Source organism: Selenomonas sp. FOBRC9 (assembly GCF_000287655.1).
Lineage (GTDB): Bacteria > Bacillota > Negativicutes > Selenomonadales > Selenomonadaceae > Centipeda > Centipeda artemidis.
In genome coordinates, this window is record NZ_ALJR01000025.1 from 1 (window position 1) to 17,708 (window position 17,708).

Sequence of the window (17,708 nt, forward strand, 5' to 3'; positions counted from 1 at the left end):
CTATAAGAGGTCGTTGCACTTGATTTGACAATTCGCCATCTGAAAATAATTTAGTATATCGCCAATAAGCGTCCTTCAAAAGAAAAACCGCCCGGAGGCGGCAGCGTTTACAAAATGTTTAGTACCGCCGCAGAAATTCTCTGCCAAAGACGGCAAGCGTATAGTAAAAACCGATGAGGAACGGGAGGTATTCGGCGATAAGGCGCCAGCAGACGGCAACGATGCCGACAGTGCCGGCGGGCACGGTGGCGGCAAAGAGGAGGACAAAGCCGCCCTCGGCGATGCCCGATCCGCCCGGTGTGGGACTGAAATACAGCAGCATGTTCAGGAAGATCATGCGCCCCATGACGGTGTACCAATCGACGTCCGTAACGCCGAGCCCGAGGAGGAGGCACGGTACGATGGCATAGATGCAGAGGAGGTTGAGCCCCGACTCCGCGAAGACGACGAGCATTGCGCGCGGCGCGCCCGTAAGGAGCGCGACGGCGCTCTTTGTATCGCGATAGAGCGCAAAGAGCTGTCGCCGCCGTTTCGCGCAGAGCCGCCGCGCAATCAAAATGACGAGAGAATCGAGATAGCCGCGCCGCGCGCCGACCACGAGGGCGACGATGCCGAGAAGCGCCGCAAGCGTAACGCCCATGAGGACGTCGTTCGAGAATCCCGGAATGATCCCCTCGTCATGCAGGAATATGAACGGCATACAGAGCGCAAGAAAGAAGATCGAGAGCAGCGTCCGCACGATGGCGAGCACCGCCGCCTTTCCCGTCGGTACGCCCGCATGGCGCAGGAACATAACCTGCGCGACTGCGCCGCCCGTCGCTCCCGGTGTGAGCAGCGCAAGAAAATAGTTGCCGAAGATGACCTGCACCGCCTGATAGAGCGTGATGCGCTCATTGGAGATCTTGACGAGGTGCATGAGCCGGCTGCCGTCAAAGAACATGCCGAGCCCAACGGCGCAGAGCGCGAGCAGGAGCGACCACGGCTGAAACCGCGTCAGGTTTTGCAGCGTATTGATGTCGACGGTCGTGTAGATGACCGCACCCGAGATGCCGACGACGAGCACAAAAAGAAGGAGAAAGCGGCGCGTGAATTTATTCATGGCTCACTCTCTCCTTCGGTCTCAGTCTCTCAAAAACTCTTCGTGCGCCGCAAATGCATTGTGGCTGTGAATGGACTCCTCGTTCTCGCATTCCAGTGAAAAATACGCCAGCCCCGGAAGGGCGCGCAGGGCGAGGACGGTGTCGCGCAGGATGTCCTCGACAAATTTCGGATTCTCGTACGCGGCTTCCGTGACATATTTCTCATCCGCGCGCTTGAGCAGCGGATAGATGGGCGCGGAGCCCTGCCGCTCGAGCAGCGCCGCGAGCTCCTCAATGTAGATGCACGGTACGCCCTCGGCATAGCGCAGCCGCACGCGTGCCACGGAGCGCTGATTGTGCGCGCCGTACGCGGAAATCTCCTTGCTGCACGGGCAGAGTGAGGTGAACGGCATCGCGAGCCCGAGCTCAAAACGCATCGGCATCCCGCGCCGTTTCCGCCCCGTAAAGGATGCCTCAACGTCGAGCAGCGAGACTTTCCCGCTGACGGGCGCAATCTTTTCGAGAAAATAGATAAAGGCGAGCGATACCTCCGCCTCCTCGGCGTGGAGACGCTCGAGCGCCTCCGTGAGCATCGCCTCCATCTCCTCCTCCGCAAGCGGCTGCTCCCGCCACGGGAGGAGAATCTCGAGGAAACGGCTCATATGCGTCCCCTTGAACTCCATCGGCAGGGCGACGGTGAAGGTGATGCGCGCGAGTACCTGCTGATAGCCGCCCGCCTGTTTCTTGATGAGGAAGGGGAGCTTGACCTCCTTCACCCCGACGCGCTGAATGGCGATGCCGCGCGCGTCCTCGCGGCTCTGTACGTCGAGCATCAGCGCACCCCCGCCGCATAGGGAATGGGATCGCGCCGCCCCGCCTCCGCAAATCCGCGCAGGCGCAGGCGGCAGCTGTCGCAGACGCCGCACGCTTCCGTACCGCCGTTGTAGCAGCTCGTCGTCATCTCATACGGCGCGCCGAGCCGCGTTCCCAATGCGATAATCTCGCCCTTTGAGAGGTATTGGAGCGGCGTCTCGACTACGATACGCTTTCCGCGCTCGGTCGCCGCGGCGGTCGCCATGTCCGCCACCGCTTGAAATTGCCGGATAAATTCCGGGCGGCAGTCCGGATAGCCGGAATAGTCGACGGAGTTGACGCCGATGTAGAGATGCGCCGCCCCTACGCGCTCGGCAAAGCCCAGCCCGTAGCTGAGAAAGATGAGGTTGCGCGCGGGCACATAGGTGAGGGGGATATCCGTGCGGTCGGGATCGCCCTCGGGCACGTCGATGGAGCGGTCTGTCACGGCGGAGCCGCCGATCGCGTCCATATTTGTCTCGATGATCAGGTGCTCCGCCGCGTGAAAATGCGCGGCGATGCGCTTGGCACAGTCCACTTCGCGGTCGTACCGCTGCCCGTAGACGAAGCTGACGGGATAGAGTTCGCATCCCGCCTCCTGCGCGACCGCCATACAGGTACAGCTGTCAAGCCCGCCGGAGAGCAGAATCACCGCCTTTTCCCGCATGGTATCCCCTCTTCCTTTTCAAAAAATTATCCGCGCAGCGCGCGAATCGCCGCCGCAAGATCGGGTGCACCGTAGACGGCGGAGCCGGCAACGAGCACATTTGCGCCCGCCGAGCGCACGGACTCGCTCGTCTCTGCGTTGATGCCGCCGTCGACCGCGATGTCCACGTTCAGCTCGTTCTCCATGACCGTATGATAGAGCGCATGGATCTTGCCGACCATGTTCTCGATGAATTTCTGCCCGCCAAAGCCGGGGTTGACCGTCATGAGGAGCACCATGTTGAGATCGTCGATAAGCTCTTCGAGCGTGTAGATGGAAGTGCCGGGATTGAGCGCGACGCCCGCCCTGCACCCTGCCGCCTTGATCTGCTGAATGAGACGGTGCGGATGCCGGGTCGCCTCGACGTGGAACGTAATGTTGTCCGCGCCTGCGCGCGCAAATGAGTCGATATAGGTCTCGGGATGCTCGACCATGAGATGGACGTCGAATACGAGGTTTGAAACCTTGCGCAGACTCTCAACGACGCAGGAACCGATCGTGAGGTTCGGCACGAACGTCCCGTCCATCACGTCGATATGGAGGTAATCCGCACCCGCTTCCTCCACGCGGCGCACATCCGCGCCGAGATTGGCAAAATCCGCCGACAGGATGGAGGGCGCGATGATGATCGGGCGCTCGACATGGATATGCTCTTCTTCCTCACAGCCGCATGAGCATCCCTCGTCATGCTCATGGGCATGGTCATGCCTGCAGCCGCATTCGTGGTCGTGATGATGTTCGTGTTCGTTTGACATTTGATTCTCCTATTTTCTCTTGGTACGAATTTCATTGAGGAGCGCAGCATACGCCTCATAGCGTGCGCGCGAGACGGCGCCCGCCTCCACCGCCGCCTTGACGGCACAGTCCGGCTCGTGGCTGTGGCTGCACGGAGCGAACCGGCAGCACGTATGCCCCGCAAACTCCGGGAAACACGCGGTCAGCTCCGCGGGCGTGAGATCCGAAAGATCCTGCTGCGTAAAGCCCGGGGTATCGACGACGTAGCCGTCCGCGTACGGGATCAGCTCCGCGCGCCGTGTCGTATGACGACCGCGCCCGATCTTCTCGCTGACCGTTCCCGTCGCAAGGGAAAGCGAGGAATCGACGGCATTGAGGAGCGAGGACTTCCCCGTGCCGGAGGGGCCTGCAAAGACGGTGATCTCCCCTGCGAGGCAGTCCCGCAGCGCCGCAATCCCCTCCCCCGTCTGTGCCGAGGTGCAGAGGACGGGGTAGCCCGCCGCCGTGTAATCCGCCGCAAGCGTGCGGACATCTCCGCGATAGAGATCCGTCTTGTTGATGCAGAGGACGATTTTCCGAACGCCGGAGCGTTCCGCAAGGACGAGGAAACGGCTCACGACGAGCGGATGCGGATCGGGTGCGACGGCGGCAATCGTGACAACGATCTGTGTCAGATTCGCCACGCGCGGACGCGCGAGCAGATTCTGCCGCGCGTCGATGCGCTCGACGATGCCCTCCTCCTCATTCATGCGGACGAAGGTCACGATGTCCCCGGGGACGATCCCTGTGTCGCTGCGCCCTTTCTTCATCTTGCCGCGCAGCTTGCACGCGACGACGCCGTCCTCAGCTGCTGCGTAGAGCACGCTGTTGTATACCTTCAGAACACGCCCCTGCTCCAACATAGTCCCCCGTTTCTACTCGGTTTTTTCCGCTTGGATGCGGCGTGCCGACGGCGGCTTCTCGCTGCTCTCGCTATTATTATTCTTCGTGTCCTTGCCCTTCGCGGGCGCAGACTTGCTGCCCTCGGAGACGGTCAGACGGACGGCAGTTCCCTCGTCGACCTCCGTCCCCGCCGCGGGAGACTGCGCGGTGACGGTTCCCGCCGCTTGGCTGTTCTCCTCCTGCGCGACGGTGCCGACCTTCAGATTGCTCTCTTCGATCATACTGCGCGCGCGGTCAATGGGAACCCCCTTGACATTCGGGACATTGGTCTTTTTCACCTTCTGCCCCTTGCTGACCGTAATGTCAACCGTCTGCCCTTTGCTGATGCGTGCGCCGCTGCGCGGATCCTGTGAGATGACCGTGCCGACCTCCTCGTCGGAGAACGTCTCGTAGGACGAGCCGAGCCGCAGCCCCATCTTTTGCAGGCGATCAATGGCGTCTGTCTGCTTCAACCCGCGCAGGTTCGGCATCTCAAGTGCCTCGCCGCCCTTGCTGACGTAGATGGTGATCGCGCGCTCTTCCTTAACCGTCATGCCCGCCTCGGGCGACTGCGAGACGACGACGCCGACCGGCACATCCGCGTCGAAGGTCTCGGCGACGGTCACGCGCAGATGCTGATCCTCCAGTATCTGACGCGCGAGCGTCATCTGTTTGCCCGTCACGTCGGGAACGGTGACCTCGACCGTGCTCCAGAACTTTCCAAAGCTGAGGAAAATCCCTGTAAAAAAGCCCAAAATGAGCACGAGTACCAGCCCGAAAATGAATTTCCTCGTGCGGAAGAATGAGCGTTTTTCCACCGCATCCGGAGACTCCTCCCCTTCTTCGGCAAATGCGGAGATCTCCTGTGCCTCGCCCGGCGTGAGCACGCGGGTGGCATCGGGATCAAACGCGGGGACACCCGCCATTTCACCGACCGAGACACAAAGCTGCTCCGCCCGCCGGATGTCGCGGACGAGCTGTGCGCTGTCCGGGCGCTGCGCGGGGTCTTTTGCCATCATGCGCATGACAAGCGCGTCGACCACCGGAGGAATCCCCGGGAGGATAGCGTGCAGGGGCTGCGGCTCTTCGTCGAGGTGCCGGCGCGCGATACTCACCGCGGTATTGCCGTCAAACGGCACATGCCCGGTCAGCATCTCATAGAGCACAATGCCGAGCGAATAGACGTCGGACTTCGGCGTAATGGTCGTGCCGCTCGCCTGCTCGGGCGAGAAATAATGCACCGACCCCATCACGCTGTCGTTATAGGTCATAGTGGATTCGGTCACCGCGCGTGCGATGCCGAAATCGGCGACCTTCACCGTGCCGTCCGGCATGACGAGGATGTTGTGCGGCTTGATGTCGCAGTGTACGAGCTGATCCGCATGTGCCTGTGCAAGCGCGCTCGCAATCTGCCCCGCGATGCGCAGCGCTTCGGGTACAGGCAGCGCCGCTTCCTCCTTGATGCGCTCTTTGAGCGTGCGCCCTGGAACATACTCCATCACGATGTAATGCCGCCCCTCGGCGACGCCGACATCGTAGACGTTGACGATGTTCGGGTGCGTGATGCGTGCCGCCGCCTTTGCCTCACGCTGAAAACGCGCGATGAACTCCGTATCGTTTTCATATTGCCGATGAAGAATCTTAACGGCGACGGTGCGCTCCAAAAGCTGATCCTTTGCCCGATAGACATCCGCCATACCGCCGCTGCCGATCGGCATCTCCAGCGCATAGCGACCGTCCAGGACGCGCTCACCCATAATCGTTCCTCCTCAATCTCCGGTGTTCTATTGGTAAAAGGGATTATCCTTCAAAATATGCTCCGATAAGCCGATGCGCGATCCTTGCGGCGGCTGCGCCGCCAAAGCCGCCCTCTTCCACGAGAATTGCCATGACGATCTTTTTCCCCCCGCGCTCCGCCGAACCGATGAACCACGCATGATCCGTTCCGGTCGCATTCTCCGCCGTCCCGGTCTTGCCCGTGACGCGCACGCCCGCAACGTCCGCCGCCGTCCCCGTGCCCGCCGCAACGACTTGCGCCATATAGCTGTCAATGAGCGCCGCGCGCGCGGGTGTCGTCGCCGTCCTCCACACGGACGGGGCGCCCCGGTAGAGCGCCGTCCCGTCCGCCGAGAGCACGGCGTCTACGAGATAGGGCTGCATGATCTCGCCGTTATTTGCAAAGGCGTCCGCAATCAGCGCCATCTGGAGTGGCGTCACGAGAATCTGCCCCTGCCCGATGCCAATCTGCGCGATCTCGCCGTCGCTGAGCTGCGATAACTCCGGTACATGCGCCGCCGCCGACGTTAGTTCGGGCGTCGTCAGCTCCTCCCCGACGCCGAACCGGGAGAATCCCTTGGAAAGCCCGCCCGCCCCGAGGCGGAGTGCCAGTGTCGCGAACGTCACGTTGCAGGACTCGCGCAACGCGTCCGCAAGGTTTAGCTTTCCATGAGCCTCTCCGTGACTCTCATGGAGCACATAGTCCCCCACGGCAAGCTCGCCCGTGCAGGTGAATACCTCATCCTCCGAGGTCACGCCCGCATTCAGCGCCGCATCCGCGATGAGAGGCTTGAGCGTCGAGCCGGGCGGGTACAGTCCCTGCGTCACGCGGTTCAGTAGAGGGCTGTCCGCACGCGCGGTGAGGGCATCCCAGTCCCGTGCAACGGCAGCGGGATCAACGGCAGGTGTACTCACCATCGCGCGCACGGCGCCGGTCGCGGCATCCATCACAACGACCGCGCCGCGATGCGCACCGAGCGCACGCCATGCCGTCTCCGAGAGTGCGGCATCCACCGTCAGCCGCACATCATAGCCCGCATCCGCACGCAGGAGTGTGCGCAGCGGTCCCATGCGATCCATATCGGCGGTCACGCCCGAGAGCGCCCTCCCCTCCACGCGCTCCATCCCCGCCGCGCCATACCGCTCCGTACGGTAGCCTGTCACGGGTGCGAGCGCCGCGCCGTAGGGATAGAACCGATGCCCTTCGGCATCGCTCTCGGCGAGGATATTGCCCGTGCGGTCGAGGATGCGCCCGCGCCGCACGTCGTTTTCGGCGAGCGCCGTCCGCGCGTTGAGCGGGTGTGCGGCAAGCGCCGCGCCGTCCCACACGCTCAGTTTAACGAGATAGAGGAGCTGGACACCGACGAGCCCGAGCAAAAATAGCGCAACGACGGCGATGTGCTTTCGAATCCGTGGCTCAGCCATCCGTCCTCGCCTCCTGCTTTTCGCCCGAGAGCGCCGTCAAGATGCCGATGAGGATGAAGCTCGCCGACATCGAGCTGCCGCCGTAGCTGATGAACGGCAGTGTAATGCCCGTGAGCGGCAGGAGCTTCGTCACACCCGCCGTGATGATGAACGCCTGCAGGAGGAGACTCACGGCACAGCCCGCCGCGAGCAGCGACTCCTGCGGGCGGCTGAGTCCGATCGCAATCCGACTCCCGCGCCAAAAGAGGAGTGCAAAGTTGACGAGCACAAACGCCGCGCCGACGAGTCCAAGTTCCTCGGCGATCGCCGCAAAAATGAAGTCCGTATGCACCTCCGGGATGAGGTTCGGATGCCCCTCGGCAAAGCCCGTCCCCCAAACGCCGCCCGTACCGACGGCAAAGAGCGACTGCACGACCTGATACGACATGCCGCTTGGGTCTGCCCACGGGTGCAGCCAGATGTCAAAGCGGACGCGCACGTGTCCGAAGAACGCATAGCTGAGCGCCGCCGCGAGCAGGATGAAGAGCCCTGCGAGGAACACATAGGATTTACGCCCCGTCCCCATATAGGTCATAATGACCGCCATCCCAAAGAAGAGCAGCGCCGAGCCGAGATCGCGCGCGATGACGAACATCAGCACGGAGAGCCCCCAAAGCGCAGCGAGGGGCGCGATAAAGCGCACGGGCGGCAGCCGGAGAAAGAACACGCGCCGCGCGGGCAGCGTCAGCACCGCAAGATGATCCGCGAGATATGCCGCAAGGAAGAAAATCAAGAGAATCTTCCCAAACTCCGACGGCTGCACGGAAAACGCGCCGAACGTCAGCCAGTTCCGATTGCCGCCGATGCTGACGCCGAAGAGCAGTGGCAAAATCAGCACGCCGGTCGTTAAAAGCCCGAGCACATAGGGATAGTCTAAGAGGCGGCGCCAATGCTTCCACGCAATTACCGTCGCGCCCCAGAGGAAAATGCCGACCGACGCCCAGCGCAGCTGTGCGATAAAGAGCTCCGGACGCAGGCGCGCGATCTCCGAGAGCCCCACGGCGAGCAGGACATACGCGATGCCAAGCGGCACCGTATCGAGATGCCGCCGCGCGGCGAGCGCGTACGACGCGGCGGCGAGGACGAGCAGGAGCGCGAGCCACGGCAGATAGGGCAGCTCCCGCGCAGAGGCAATCGCCGCGCCGGGCGCGCCCGCCCCGTGCTTGAGGAGCAAGATGACGAGCCCAGACAGCAGGATGCCGAGCGGGGCAAGCCGTATTGCCGCGCTCATGACGGCTCATAGGAGAGCGCAATCGCCGTGATATTATCGCGCCCTCCCGCGGCAACGGCACGCTGCACCATACGCTGCGCGGCGTCCGCGATGCCGCCGCCGAGGATCATTCGCAGCTCCTCGTCCTCCACCATATTCGTCAGCCCGTCCGTCGCGAGGAGGAGTCGATCGCCCGCCGCCAACGGAAAAGCGTCGCCGTCCACTGCGATCTCAGAATCCACGCCGACGGCGCGCATGAGCAGATTTTTCCGAGGATGATGCTGTGCTTCGTCCTCGCTGATTTTGCCCTGCGCAACGAGTTCTTCCACATAGGAATGATCCCGCGACACCTGCCGCAACAGCCCCCTGCGCAGGAGGTAGAGACGACTGTCGCCGACGTGGGCATAGTACGCCATCCCCGCCCCCTCGTCGATGCGGAGCACCGTCGCGGTCGATCCCATCCCCTCATAGGCGGGATTTTCCCCCGCGGCACGGTGCACGCGCGCGTTCGCCTCCTGCACGGCGGCGACGAGCGCCGCCGCATCCCCTGCGCCGCAGTGCGCTAATTCCTCTACCGCCGCGACCACCATGCGGCTCGCCACCTCGCCCGCCGCGTGTCCGCCGAGACCGTCCGCCACGACGTATATGCCGTCAAAGACGCCGAAGCTGTCCTCGTTCGATGTTCGTACGCATCCGATGTCCGATGCGCCGGAAACCTCTATCATACCGTTACCTCTCAAACCGCAGAGAGACTGCCCCGATGCGGAGCACATCGCCCGCGTGCAGGTACGTCCGCCCCGTCAGTATGCCGTCGTTTAGATATGTGTGGTTGCGGCTGCCAAGATCCTCCGCCGCATATTGATTTTCCCGCCGATAGATCAGCACATGATGATGGGAGACAAATTGATCGGGAATCACGATATCGTTGTCCGTGCTCCGCCCGATCGAAAGCTCGCGCCCGATGGGAAAGCTGCGCCCCGCAAGCCCCTCGCCCGAGAGTACGTGCAGTACCGCCTCCGCATGTGCAGCGGTCGCCCCCGCCGATCGCTCCTTTTCCGCCGCGCGCAGATCGGCGCGCGTGACGGCAAACATCCTGCGCGCGAGCCGGACGGAAAAATAGACGAGCCAAAAGAGCATCCCGTATTCGAGCGCGGCGCGCAGTCCCTTGAGTAATACCGCCGTCTCCATCGTCACAGCGCCTCGTACCGCAGCGTCGTCGCGCCGATCCGCACCTCGTCGCCGTCGCACAGGCGGTGCGCCGTTATGCGCACGCCGTTGACGAACGTGCCGTTGCGGCTCTTGGCGTCGCAGATCGTATGCCGGTGATGTTCGTACGCGATCCACGCGTGCATCCGGGACACATTCGTATCTGTCAGGATAAATTCGTTGCGCTCCATGCGCCCCATGTAGATTTTGCGCTCGCTCAGCATCGCGGACGTCCCCGCATCGGGGCCCCCCGTCACGGATAGCGCGGCGAGGTCGTGTTCGGGCGGGAGGTTCAGGCAGCGCACCTCCGAGAGCGAGGGACGTTCGAGAACGATGGTCTGCGCCTCCTCGTCATAGGACGCTGCGCCGTCCGCCTCAGGAACGCACTCCTGCTGTACGCGCGCGTCGAGCCGATAGGTGCCCGCGCGCAGCTCTTCGTCCAATCCGAAACAGATGCTCAGTTTCCCGTCCATCGAGAGATCGGCACGAATGATGTGCTTCTTGAGCGCGATGCCCAGCTCGTCGGCGATGCGGTGCGAGCACAGCCGCCGGTAATCCTCCGTTCCGAGCGTGAATACATACGCGTTGGGCAGCGGCGCGCCCCGGCGGCGCACTTCTTTTTCGAGCCCTTTGAGAAGCTCGACCGGCTCAAGCCGGCTGCTGAATTTACGGTTGAAGAATCCCTCGATGTGATCCCCCAAAAAAGATTCTACGCGTTCGATCATTGCGCAGTGTTCTCCTGTGAAACGAAATGCCTAATCAGTCTTTATCTTCGTTATCATACCACAAACCGCGGAAAATTTACAGTCCCGCTTCCAAAAGACGGTTGCGCAGCTGTCCGCACGCCGCCTGAATGTCCGTCCCCATCTCGCGCCGCAGCGTCGCGGTGATGTGCCGCTCCTCCAAAGTGCGCTGAAACCTGCGGATCGCGTTGTTGCTCGGGCGGTGCAGATTGCGCTCGGCGACGGGGTTGATCGGAATGAGATTGACGCTCGCGAGCTGCCCGCGCAGGAGTGCGGCAAGCTGCTCCGCCTCGCGCACGCCGTCGTTCACGTCGCGGATCAGGATGTATTCGTAGGTGACGCGCCGCTTCGTCCGTGCCGCATAATGCTCTGCTGCGCGCAGGACGTCTGCGAGCGGATAGGTGCGGTTGACGGGCATGATGCGCGAGCGCAGCGCGTCCGTCGGCGCGTGCAGAGAGATCGAGAGCGAAATGGGGATGCCCTCGTCCGCCAGCCGCTCGATGCCCGGCACGATGCCCGAGGTCGAGAGGGTAACGCCGCGGTATCCGAGCCCCAAAACATAGTCCTCATGCAGCAGGCGCAGCGCGCCGACAACATTGTCGTAGTTCTCAAGCGGCTCGCCCGAGCCCATGACAACGATGGTATCGACGCGTGCCCCCTCTTGCCGGAGGAAATCGGCGATGCCAATCGCCTGCGCCGCGATCTCCCCGCGCGTCAGATTGCGCACAAGCCCGTGCAGTGTCGAGGCACAGAACGCGCACCCCATCGCGCACCCCGCCTGCGTCGAGACGCAGACCGAGTTCCCGTACGGATGCCGCATGAGCACTGTCTCCGCCGTCTGCCCGTCGGCGAACGCGTAGAGGAGCTTGATCGTCGCGCCGTCCGCGGAGTGCAGATGTTTCACGACGGTCGGGCGTTGGACGGTAAAATGTTCCGCAAGCTGCGCGCGCAGGGATTTCGGCAAATTCGTTATGGCATCAAAAGAAACCGCCCCGCGCCGATAGATCCCCTCTGCGATCTGCGCGGCACGGAAGCGGGGTATGCCGAACGGCGCGAGCGCGGCGCGCAGCTCCTCCACCGTCATTCCAAAGATGTTCATAGCCGTTTCATACGGGCGATGAAGAACCCGTCCCCTCCGTCCTCCGTCGGGAAAATTTGCACCATGGCGTCCTCGGTCTGCTGCACTGGGAGGAACGCGCCCGCCCTTTCAAGAACAAATTCCGGATGCAGTTCCAAAAAACGCTGCACGACGCCCTCGTTCTCCGCCGTCTCCATCGTGCAGGTGCTGTAGACGAGCGCTCCGCCCGGCCTTACCGCCGCTGCGGCGCCGGCTAGAATCTCCTGCTGGAGTTTCGGCAGGGCGCCGGGCTCCTCGGGCTTTCTCCGCCAGCGCGCGTCCGGCTTGCGCCGCAGTACGCCGAATCCGCTGCACGGCGCGTCGATGAGCACGCGATCCGCCGTCCCCGCATAGTGCGCGCCGATCTCCCGCGCATCGAGAAGGCGGGGCTCGATGATGTCGATGCCGAGCCGCCGCGCATTGTTCTCGATGCGCGCGATCTTGCCCTCATAGACGTCGAAAGCATAGATTTTCCCGCGATTCTCCATGCGCTGCGCGATGTGCGTCGTCTTGCCGCCGGGCGCGGCGCAGGCGTCGATCACGGTCATGCCGGGCGCGGCGCCGAGCACATGCGCGACGAGCATCGAGCTCTCGTCCTGTACCTGACAAAGCCCCTCGCGCAGCGGCGCAAGCGCGTCGAGCGTCCCGTGCGACGTCACCACGATGCCGTCGGGCACGGTCGCCGACGGGCGTGCCTGCGCCCCCGCCGCCGCGAGTTTTTCGAGCAGCCCCTCACGGTCGATGCGCAGCGTGTTCACGCGCAGAGCGAGCGGCGCGCTCCCGTTGTTGCAGCGGCAAAGCTCCTCCGCGCGCTCATAGCCGTAGAGACGCACCCACCGGTTCGCCATCCAAAACGGATGCTGCTCCCGCAGCGCGAGCAGTCGCGCATTGCGCCCCGCCGGGATCGCGGCGCGTTCCGGCTCTCTGACCGCCGCGCGCAGCACCGCATTGACAAACGAATCCGCCCCCCTCTTGCCGTGTTTTTTCGCGAGTTCTACGGCAGTGTTGCAGGCGGCGGATGCGGGTACTTTATCCATGAAGAAGATCTGATAGATGCCGAGGCGCAGAATTTCACGGATCTGCGGCTTTATGCGCGCTTTTCCGTCGCGCAGATACTTGGCGATCATATCGTCGAGTGTGTCGCCCGCCTTGACTGTGCCGTAAACGAGTTCCGTCAAAAAGCGGCGGTCGCGGTCGGTGAGCTGCGCCGCGCGCATCGCACGGACGAGCGCGACGTTCGCGTACGCGCCGTCCACATGCACCTCCGTGAGCACCTGCATCGCAAGCTCCCGCACGGGATCGATCTTATCTGCGGCATACCGCGCGGCGGGACGTTTTTCGTTCATTCAGCCTTCCCCTTTATTTCTCCTTGACCGGTTCGATGATCTGCTCGAGCTGTGCGCGCACCTCCGCCATATCGACGCTCGTATTGTAGCACGGTCCGTTCGGGCGGATGTTGAGCACGCCGACGGCGGGCAGCGGGTAGACGTCCTGAATCCCGCTCATGAGGTCGCGTTCACACGCGATGGCAAGCACCGCCTTCGGGCGCGTATTGTAGACCATCTGCCGCGCAAGCGTGCCGCCCGTCGCGATGAAGAAATGGAATCCCATCTCCTCCGCGAGCGCGACGAGATCGCCAACGTTGCAGCCGCCGCATCGCTTGCAGTTGTTCGGATCGCGCGTCACCTTGTGCGGGCAGCTCGCGAGCTGTAAACAGTGCGGCGTCACGACGAGCAGGCGGTTCGCGGGGACACGGATGTGCATCCGGTGAAACAGCAGGTTGCTCACCGCAATGAACGACCCCTCCAAACGCCGCCGCTTGATGCCAAAGACGGCGCCGAGCCGCACGGCGGCGGGGAAAAGGAGGTTGATCAGCTCGTACGTCTGCCGCTTCATCCACGGCACATAAGGCAGTCCCGCGATCGCGAGCACCATGTTAAAGATCCCGAAAAACGAAATCAGCACAGCGATCGAAAGAAGCGCCCCGAGTCCCCACGGCAGCATCGGCTGAATCCGCGCAAGCCCCGGCACGCCGATGTACCATATAGCAAAGAGGAGCGCCGCCGTGAGCAGTGTCACGAGCGAGAGCATCCCGATGAAAAGCCTTTTTTTCGGGCGCGACGGCAGTACAATGGTCTTTTTCACCCCGCGTGCCGCGCCGTTGACCGTTAATACCTGTTCACTCATACCCCAAACCTTATATTTTTCTCAAAGGAATGCCCGCGCAGATACGCCGCCGCTTCCATCATCTTCTTTCCGGGCGCTTGCAGCTCCGTCACCGCAGCGTCCTCGTCCCCTGCCGCGACGATCAGTCCGCCCTTTGGATCGGCGGACACGATCGTTCCCGGAGCGGCGGACGCGGGACGTCCCGTCGCATGGAGACGCCCGATCTTATAGACCTCGCCCGCGTGTGAGGTCACGGCATAGGGCACGGGATTCAACCCGCGCACGAACGCATCCAGCTCACGCGCGGGACGCGACCAGTCGATCTGCTCCGTCTCGCGCGTGATGCGCGGCGCGTAGCAACTCTCCCCCGTCTGCGGCGTGCGAACGAGCCTGCCCGCGGCAAGCTGCTCCATCGTCTCGACGATGAGCTCCGCGCCTATTTCCATCAGCGCATCGTGGAGCATCCCGTACGTCGTCTCGGGCGTAATCGGAACCGCGCGGCGCAGGAGCATATCGCCCGTATCGAGCCCCGCGTCCATCTGCATCGTCGTGATGCCCGAGACCGCATCGCCCGCCATCACCGCGTGCTGAATCGGCGCCGCTCCGCGCCAGCGCGGCAGGAGCGACGCGTGGACGTTGATGCAGCCGTACGTCGGAACGTCTAAGAGTTCCTGCGATAGAATCTGACCGAATGCCGCGACAACGGCGACGTCGGGATGCAGGGCGCGCATCTCCTCGATGAACGCCGCATCGCGGGCGCGCACGGGTTGGAGTACAGGAATCCGGTTCTCGATCGCCCACGCCTTGACGGGGGACGCGAGCACCTTTTTCCCGCGCCCGCGCGGACGGTCGGGCTGCGTCACGACGGCAACAACCTCTGTGAGATCGGGACGTGCGGCGAGCGCCGCCGCGATCGGCACGGCAAAATCCGGCGTTCCCATAAAGACGACGCGCATCGCACTCACCCCTTCTCTTCCTCTTTGTGCAGATTCACGGCGATGTCGATGAAGAGCCTGCCGTCGAGATGATCGCACTCGTGCTGAATACAGCGCGCGAGCAGCCCTTCGGCGGTCAGCGACCGCCTGCGGCTGCGCCGATCCGTGTACTCCACCGTCACGCGCGCCGCGCGCTCCACATCGCCGAACATCTTCGGCACGGAGAGACACCCCTCCGAGCCGACGACCGTGCCCTCGCGCATCGTGATGACGGGGTTGATCAGCTCAAGCAGACCGTGCTCATCCTCCACATCGATCACTACCATGCGGATGGATTTGCCGATCTGCGGCGCGGCGAGACCAACCCCGTTTGCAGAGTACATCGTCTCCGCCATATCGTCGAGGAGCTGCCGGTGCCGCTTCGTCAGACGGTCAATCGGCTCCGCCACCTGCTTTAACACGGGATCTCCCGCTTTTTTAATCTCTAAAACAGCCATATATTTTCCCTTTATCTTTATGATTCGTCCAAATGCAGACCATAGATCCGCACGGCGTTGTCGTAGAACACGGCGTTCCAATGCTCCTGCGGAATGAGTTCTTTCGTAAACGCGATGTAATCGCCGAGGTTCGCAAGCGGCCAGTCCGTCCCGAACATGAGGCGGTCGTATGCGCTGAGGTACGAGAGCCAACCCTTGAGCTGGTCGATGTAGAACCGACGGCGGCGGCAGAACTCTGCAAAATCCGGAATCTTCCCCTCGAGCATCCCCGAGAGATCCGCCGACACATTGAGGTTCTTCTCCATCACCGCGACGGCATCCGTGAAATACGGCTCGCCGAAATGGCACATGACAAAATTCACATCGCGGAACTTCGTCGCCGCCTCGTCAATGACGTTCGGATGCGCGTATTTGAGCAGCGCTTTCTCCGTCGCCGTCAGTCCCGTATGCACGGCGACGGGCTTCCCGTACTGCGCCGCGAGCTCGTACACGGGCGTCAGGTAGTCCTCGTAAATATAGAAATAATTGTAGCTCGGATAGAGCTTCACTCCGACGCAGCGGTCGCTTTGGAGGTGCCGCTCCAGTGCGGGCAGGAGCTTTTCGATGCGCGCGTGCGTCATCTCGGTCACGCCGTCGCCCGCAATCCCCACGCAGTAGTGCAGATAGTCCGGATAGTCAGGGTGCAGCTCCTCCACGGGCAGATTTCCCATGACGACGCCGTGCACGATCCCCTCGGCAGCAAAGTCTTGGCGCAGCCCCTCCGCCGTATTCTCGTGCCCTGCGGCACGCGCAATCTCGTCAAAATGCTCCCACATGGAAAAATGCAAATGTGCATCAATGATCTTCATATCGATCTCTTTTCTATGCAGTATCTATTTATGCTGTCCGTTTAGTTTACCACAGGCGTCAATAGTTTTCCGTAACGAAAGAGACATTCGAGGTCAGAGCAAATCCATCATGCGGTGTGTCTGCGGGATCACGCGCACATCGGGGACGTGTACAAGCGCGATTTGCTGTAATGCAAGCAGCCGCGCAGGCGTCGGCGCCGTGCATCCGCCGTAGGGCGTCACGGGCTGAAGAATCAGCGGCACATCGGGCGCAGTATCGGCGACTATCCGCGCCGCCGTGCGCACCTCGTCCTCTCGCGTCTCGGCCGCAACGACCACCTTCACATAGACGTCCTTCGTGCGCGCGATTTTTAGGAAGCGTGCGTGCGCGTCCCACACGGGATGCGAGAGGACGCCCGGGAGCTTGATGTCCATGCTGATGTACGACACGCAGTCAATGCAGTGCGCAAGTGCCTCGTACAGCGTGCCGTTCGTCTCCAGAAAAATCGGCAGCGGGATACGGGCACTGAGCGCACGAATGAACGGCACATGCAGGAGCGGCTCGCCACCCGTCACGCTCAGCGAATGATGCGGCACATCCGCCGCGACCTGCGCGGCGAGTGCGGCGACGGTCTCGACAGAGAGCGGATTGTCGTACGAATGCAGCTCGTACGAACCCGCGGGCATCTCCACCACGCAGGTTGGATGCCGCCCGATCTCGTTCTCCGTATCGCAGTAGGTACAGTCGAGATTGCATCCCTCGAGGCGCACGAATACCTGCCGGCAGCCGACATATTTCCCCTCGCCCTGAATGGAGGAAAATATTTCAATGATATTCTCGCGCATATCAGTCCTTCGTATAGGTGACGGAGGACTTCGGCGACTCCCACACGGTCAGCGCCGCAAGCTCCGCTCCCGTCCCCGCAAGCTCCTCACGCGCGGCAAGGCGTTCATATATGATGCGCGCGAGGTTCTCCGCCGTTGGGTTCAGCCCCTCGCTGAACGGCGGGATATCGTTCAGATAGTAGTGATCGTAGTCGTCCAAGACGGCGGCAAGCGCCTTCTTTGCAATCTTAAAATCGATCAGCATTCCGAGATCGTCGAGCTGCGTCCCGCGAAACGCCGCCTCGACCACCCAGTTATGACCATGCAGGCGGTCGCATTTCCCCGGGTAATCGACCACCCGGTGCGCCGCCTCAAAAGCGCCCTCAACGCGCAGTGTGTACATAAAGTCTCCTTTACTGAAAAGACTGCCGCATAGAAGCAGCAGCCATGTTTTATCTCTCTATGATTCCACGCATATAGGCGCAGAATTTTTCGCAGTGACACAGCTATGCGCCAAAATCCAGAACATAAAACCGTACAGTAAGTGGAAGTCAAGCTTGGATGCATAGCTAGGCATGAGGAGGATGCGAGCGACGGCGTAGTAAAAAGCTACTCCTAGCGAAGCATTCTCCGAAATAACGACGCTAGG

At 62.4% G+C, this 17,708-nt stretch carries 19 protein-coding genes; all 19 read right to left on the reverse strand.

The genetic code is table 11. From position 1 onward, the window contains the following. Positions 1–118: 118 nt before the first annotated feature. The gene (locus tag HMPREF1147_RS05555; RefSeq protein ID WP_009350010.1) at positions 119–1,099 is read right to left on the reverse strand and encodes a lysylphosphatidylglycerol synthase transmembrane domain-containing protein; all 981 of its coding nucleotides are present in this window, start codon (positions 1,097–1,099) and stop codon (positions 119–121) included. A 21-nt stretch (positions 1,100–1,120) separates the two neighbouring features. Next, complete coding sequence (gene folE2 / locus HMPREF1147_RS05560; protein WP_009658073.1) at positions 1,121–1,912, reverse strand: GTP cyclohydrolase FolE2; 792 nt, start codon at positions 1,910–1,912, stop codon at positions 1,121–1,123. Next, positions 1,912–2,598 carry a 7-cyano-7-deazaguanine synthase QueC gene (gene queC / locus HMPREF1147_RS05565; protein ID WP_009350008.1) on the reverse strand — a complete coding sequence of 229 codons (687 nt, stop codon included), beginning with the start codon at positions 2,596–2,598 and terminating at the stop codon, positions 1,912–1,914. The genes folE2 and queC overlap by 1 nt, the downstream gene beginning before the upstream one ends. A 26-nt stretch (positions 2,599–2,624) precedes the next feature. After that, positions 2,625–3,392: a ribulose-phosphate 3-epimerase gene (gene rpe / locus HMPREF1147_RS05570; protein ID WP_009658087.1), complete on the reverse strand. Its 768-nt coding sequence runs from the start codon at positions 3,390–3,392 to the stop codon at positions 2,625–2,627. Positions 3,393–3,401: 9 nt separating this feature from the next. Then, positions 3,402–4,274, reverse strand: coding sequence for a ribosome small subunit-dependent GTPase A (rsgA, locus tag HMPREF1147_RS05575; protein ID WP_009350006.1), 873 nt, complete (start codon positions 4,272–4,274; stop codon positions 3,402–3,404). Positions 4,275–4,286: 12 nt separating this feature from the next. Further along, positions 4,287–6,050, reverse strand: a complete 1,764-nt coding sequence (pknB, locus tag HMPREF1147_RS05580; RefSeq protein WP_009658102.1) for a Stk1 family PASTA domain-containing Ser/Thr kinase — start codon at positions 6,048–6,050, stop codon at positions 4,287–4,289. 43 nt (positions 6,051–6,093) lie between these two features. Beyond that, the gene (locus HMPREF1147_RS05585; protein ID WP_009658092.1) at positions 6,094–7,494 is read right to left on the reverse strand and encodes a penicillin-binding protein 2; all 1,401 of its coding nucleotides are present in this window, start codon (positions 7,492–7,494) and stop codon (positions 6,094–6,096) included. Next, positions 7,487–8,764 (reverse strand): FtsW/RodA/SpoVE family cell cycle protein, encoded by a 1,278-nt coding sequence (locus HMPREF1147_RS05590; protein ID WP_009658100.1) that lies wholly within the window; start codon positions 8,762–8,764, stop codon positions 7,487–7,489. The genes HMPREF1147_RS05585 and HMPREF1147_RS05590 overlap by 8 nt, the downstream gene beginning before the upstream one ends. Next, positions 8,761–9,468 carry a Stp1/IreP family PP2C-type Ser/Thr phosphatase gene (locus HMPREF1147_RS05595; protein ID WP_009658094.1) on the reverse strand — a complete coding sequence of 236 codons (708 nt, stop codon included), beginning with the start codon at positions 9,466–9,468 and terminating at the stop codon, positions 8,761–8,763. The genes HMPREF1147_RS05590 and HMPREF1147_RS05595 overlap by 4 nt, the downstream gene beginning before the upstream one ends. Positions 9,469–9,472: 4 nt before the next feature. Continuing rightward, positions 9,473–9,931, reverse strand: a complete 459-nt coding sequence (locus HMPREF1147_RS05600; RefSeq protein ID WP_009658099.1) for an FHA domain-containing protein — start codon at positions 9,929–9,931, stop codon at positions 9,473–9,475. A gap of 2 nt (positions 9,932–9,933) precedes the next feature. Then, entirely contained in the window at positions 9,934–10,674 is a 741-nt protein-coding gene (locus HMPREF1147_RS05605; RefSeq protein WP_009658104.1) for a DUF3662 and FHA domain-containing protein, read from the reverse strand. Between the two features lie 76 nt (positions 10,675–10,750). Continuing rightward, complete coding sequence (gene rlmN, locus HMPREF1147_RS05610; RefSeq protein WP_009658097.1) at positions 10,751–11,791, reverse strand: 23S rRNA (adenine(2503)-C(2))-methyltransferase RlmN; 1,041 nt, start codon at positions 11,789–11,791, stop codon at positions 10,751–10,753. Beyond that, positions 11,788–13,155 carry a 16S rRNA (cytosine(967)-C(5))-methyltransferase RsmB gene (gene rsmB / locus HMPREF1147_RS05615; protein WP_009658057.1) on the reverse strand — a complete coding sequence of 456 codons (1,368 nt, stop codon included), beginning with the start codon at positions 13,153–13,155 and terminating at the stop codon, positions 11,788–11,790. Before rsmB ends, rlmN begins: the two co-directional genes overlap by 4 nt. 13 nt (positions 13,156–13,168) lie before the next feature. Continuing rightward, positions 13,169–13,996, reverse strand: coding sequence for a DUF116 domain-containing protein (locus HMPREF1147_RS05620; RefSeq protein ID WP_009658108.1), 828 nt, complete (start codon positions 13,994–13,996; stop codon positions 13,169–13,171). Then, on the reverse strand, positions 13,993–14,931 hold the full coding sequence (gene fmt, locus HMPREF1147_RS05625; protein ID WP_009658119.1) for a methionyl-tRNA formyltransferase: 939 nt from the start codon (positions 14,929–14,931) through the stop codon (positions 13,993–13,995). Before fmt ends, HMPREF1147_RS05620 begins: the two co-directional genes overlap by 4 nt. A 5-nt stretch (positions 14,932–14,936) precedes the next feature. Next, positions 14,937–15,407 carry a peptide deformylase gene (gene def, locus HMPREF1147_RS05630; RefSeq protein WP_009438062.1) on the reverse strand — a complete coding sequence of 157 codons (471 nt, stop codon included), beginning with the start codon at positions 15,405–15,407 and terminating at the stop codon, positions 14,937–14,939. A gap of 17 nt (positions 15,408–15,424) precedes the next feature. Continuing rightward, the gene (locus tag HMPREF1147_RS05635) at positions 15,425–16,255 is read right to left on the reverse strand and encodes an amidohydrolase family protein (RefSeq protein WP_009658113.1); all 831 of its coding nucleotides are present in this window, start codon (positions 16,253–16,255) and stop codon (positions 15,425–15,427) included. Between the two features lie 93 nt (positions 16,256–16,348). Next, positions 16,349–17,080, reverse strand: a complete 732-nt coding sequence (locus HMPREF1147_RS05640) for a 7-carboxy-7-deazaguanine synthase QueE (protein WP_009658055.1) — start codon at positions 17,078–17,080, stop codon at positions 16,349–16,351. A gap of 1 nt (position 17,081) precedes the next feature. Further along, a complete protein-coding gene (gene queD / locus HMPREF1147_RS05645) occupies positions 17,082–17,462 on the reverse strand; it encodes a 6-carboxytetrahydropterin synthase QueD (protein ID WP_009658098.1) in 381 nt (126 codons plus the stop codon). Between the last annotated feature and the right edge of the window lie 246 nt (positions 17,463–17,708).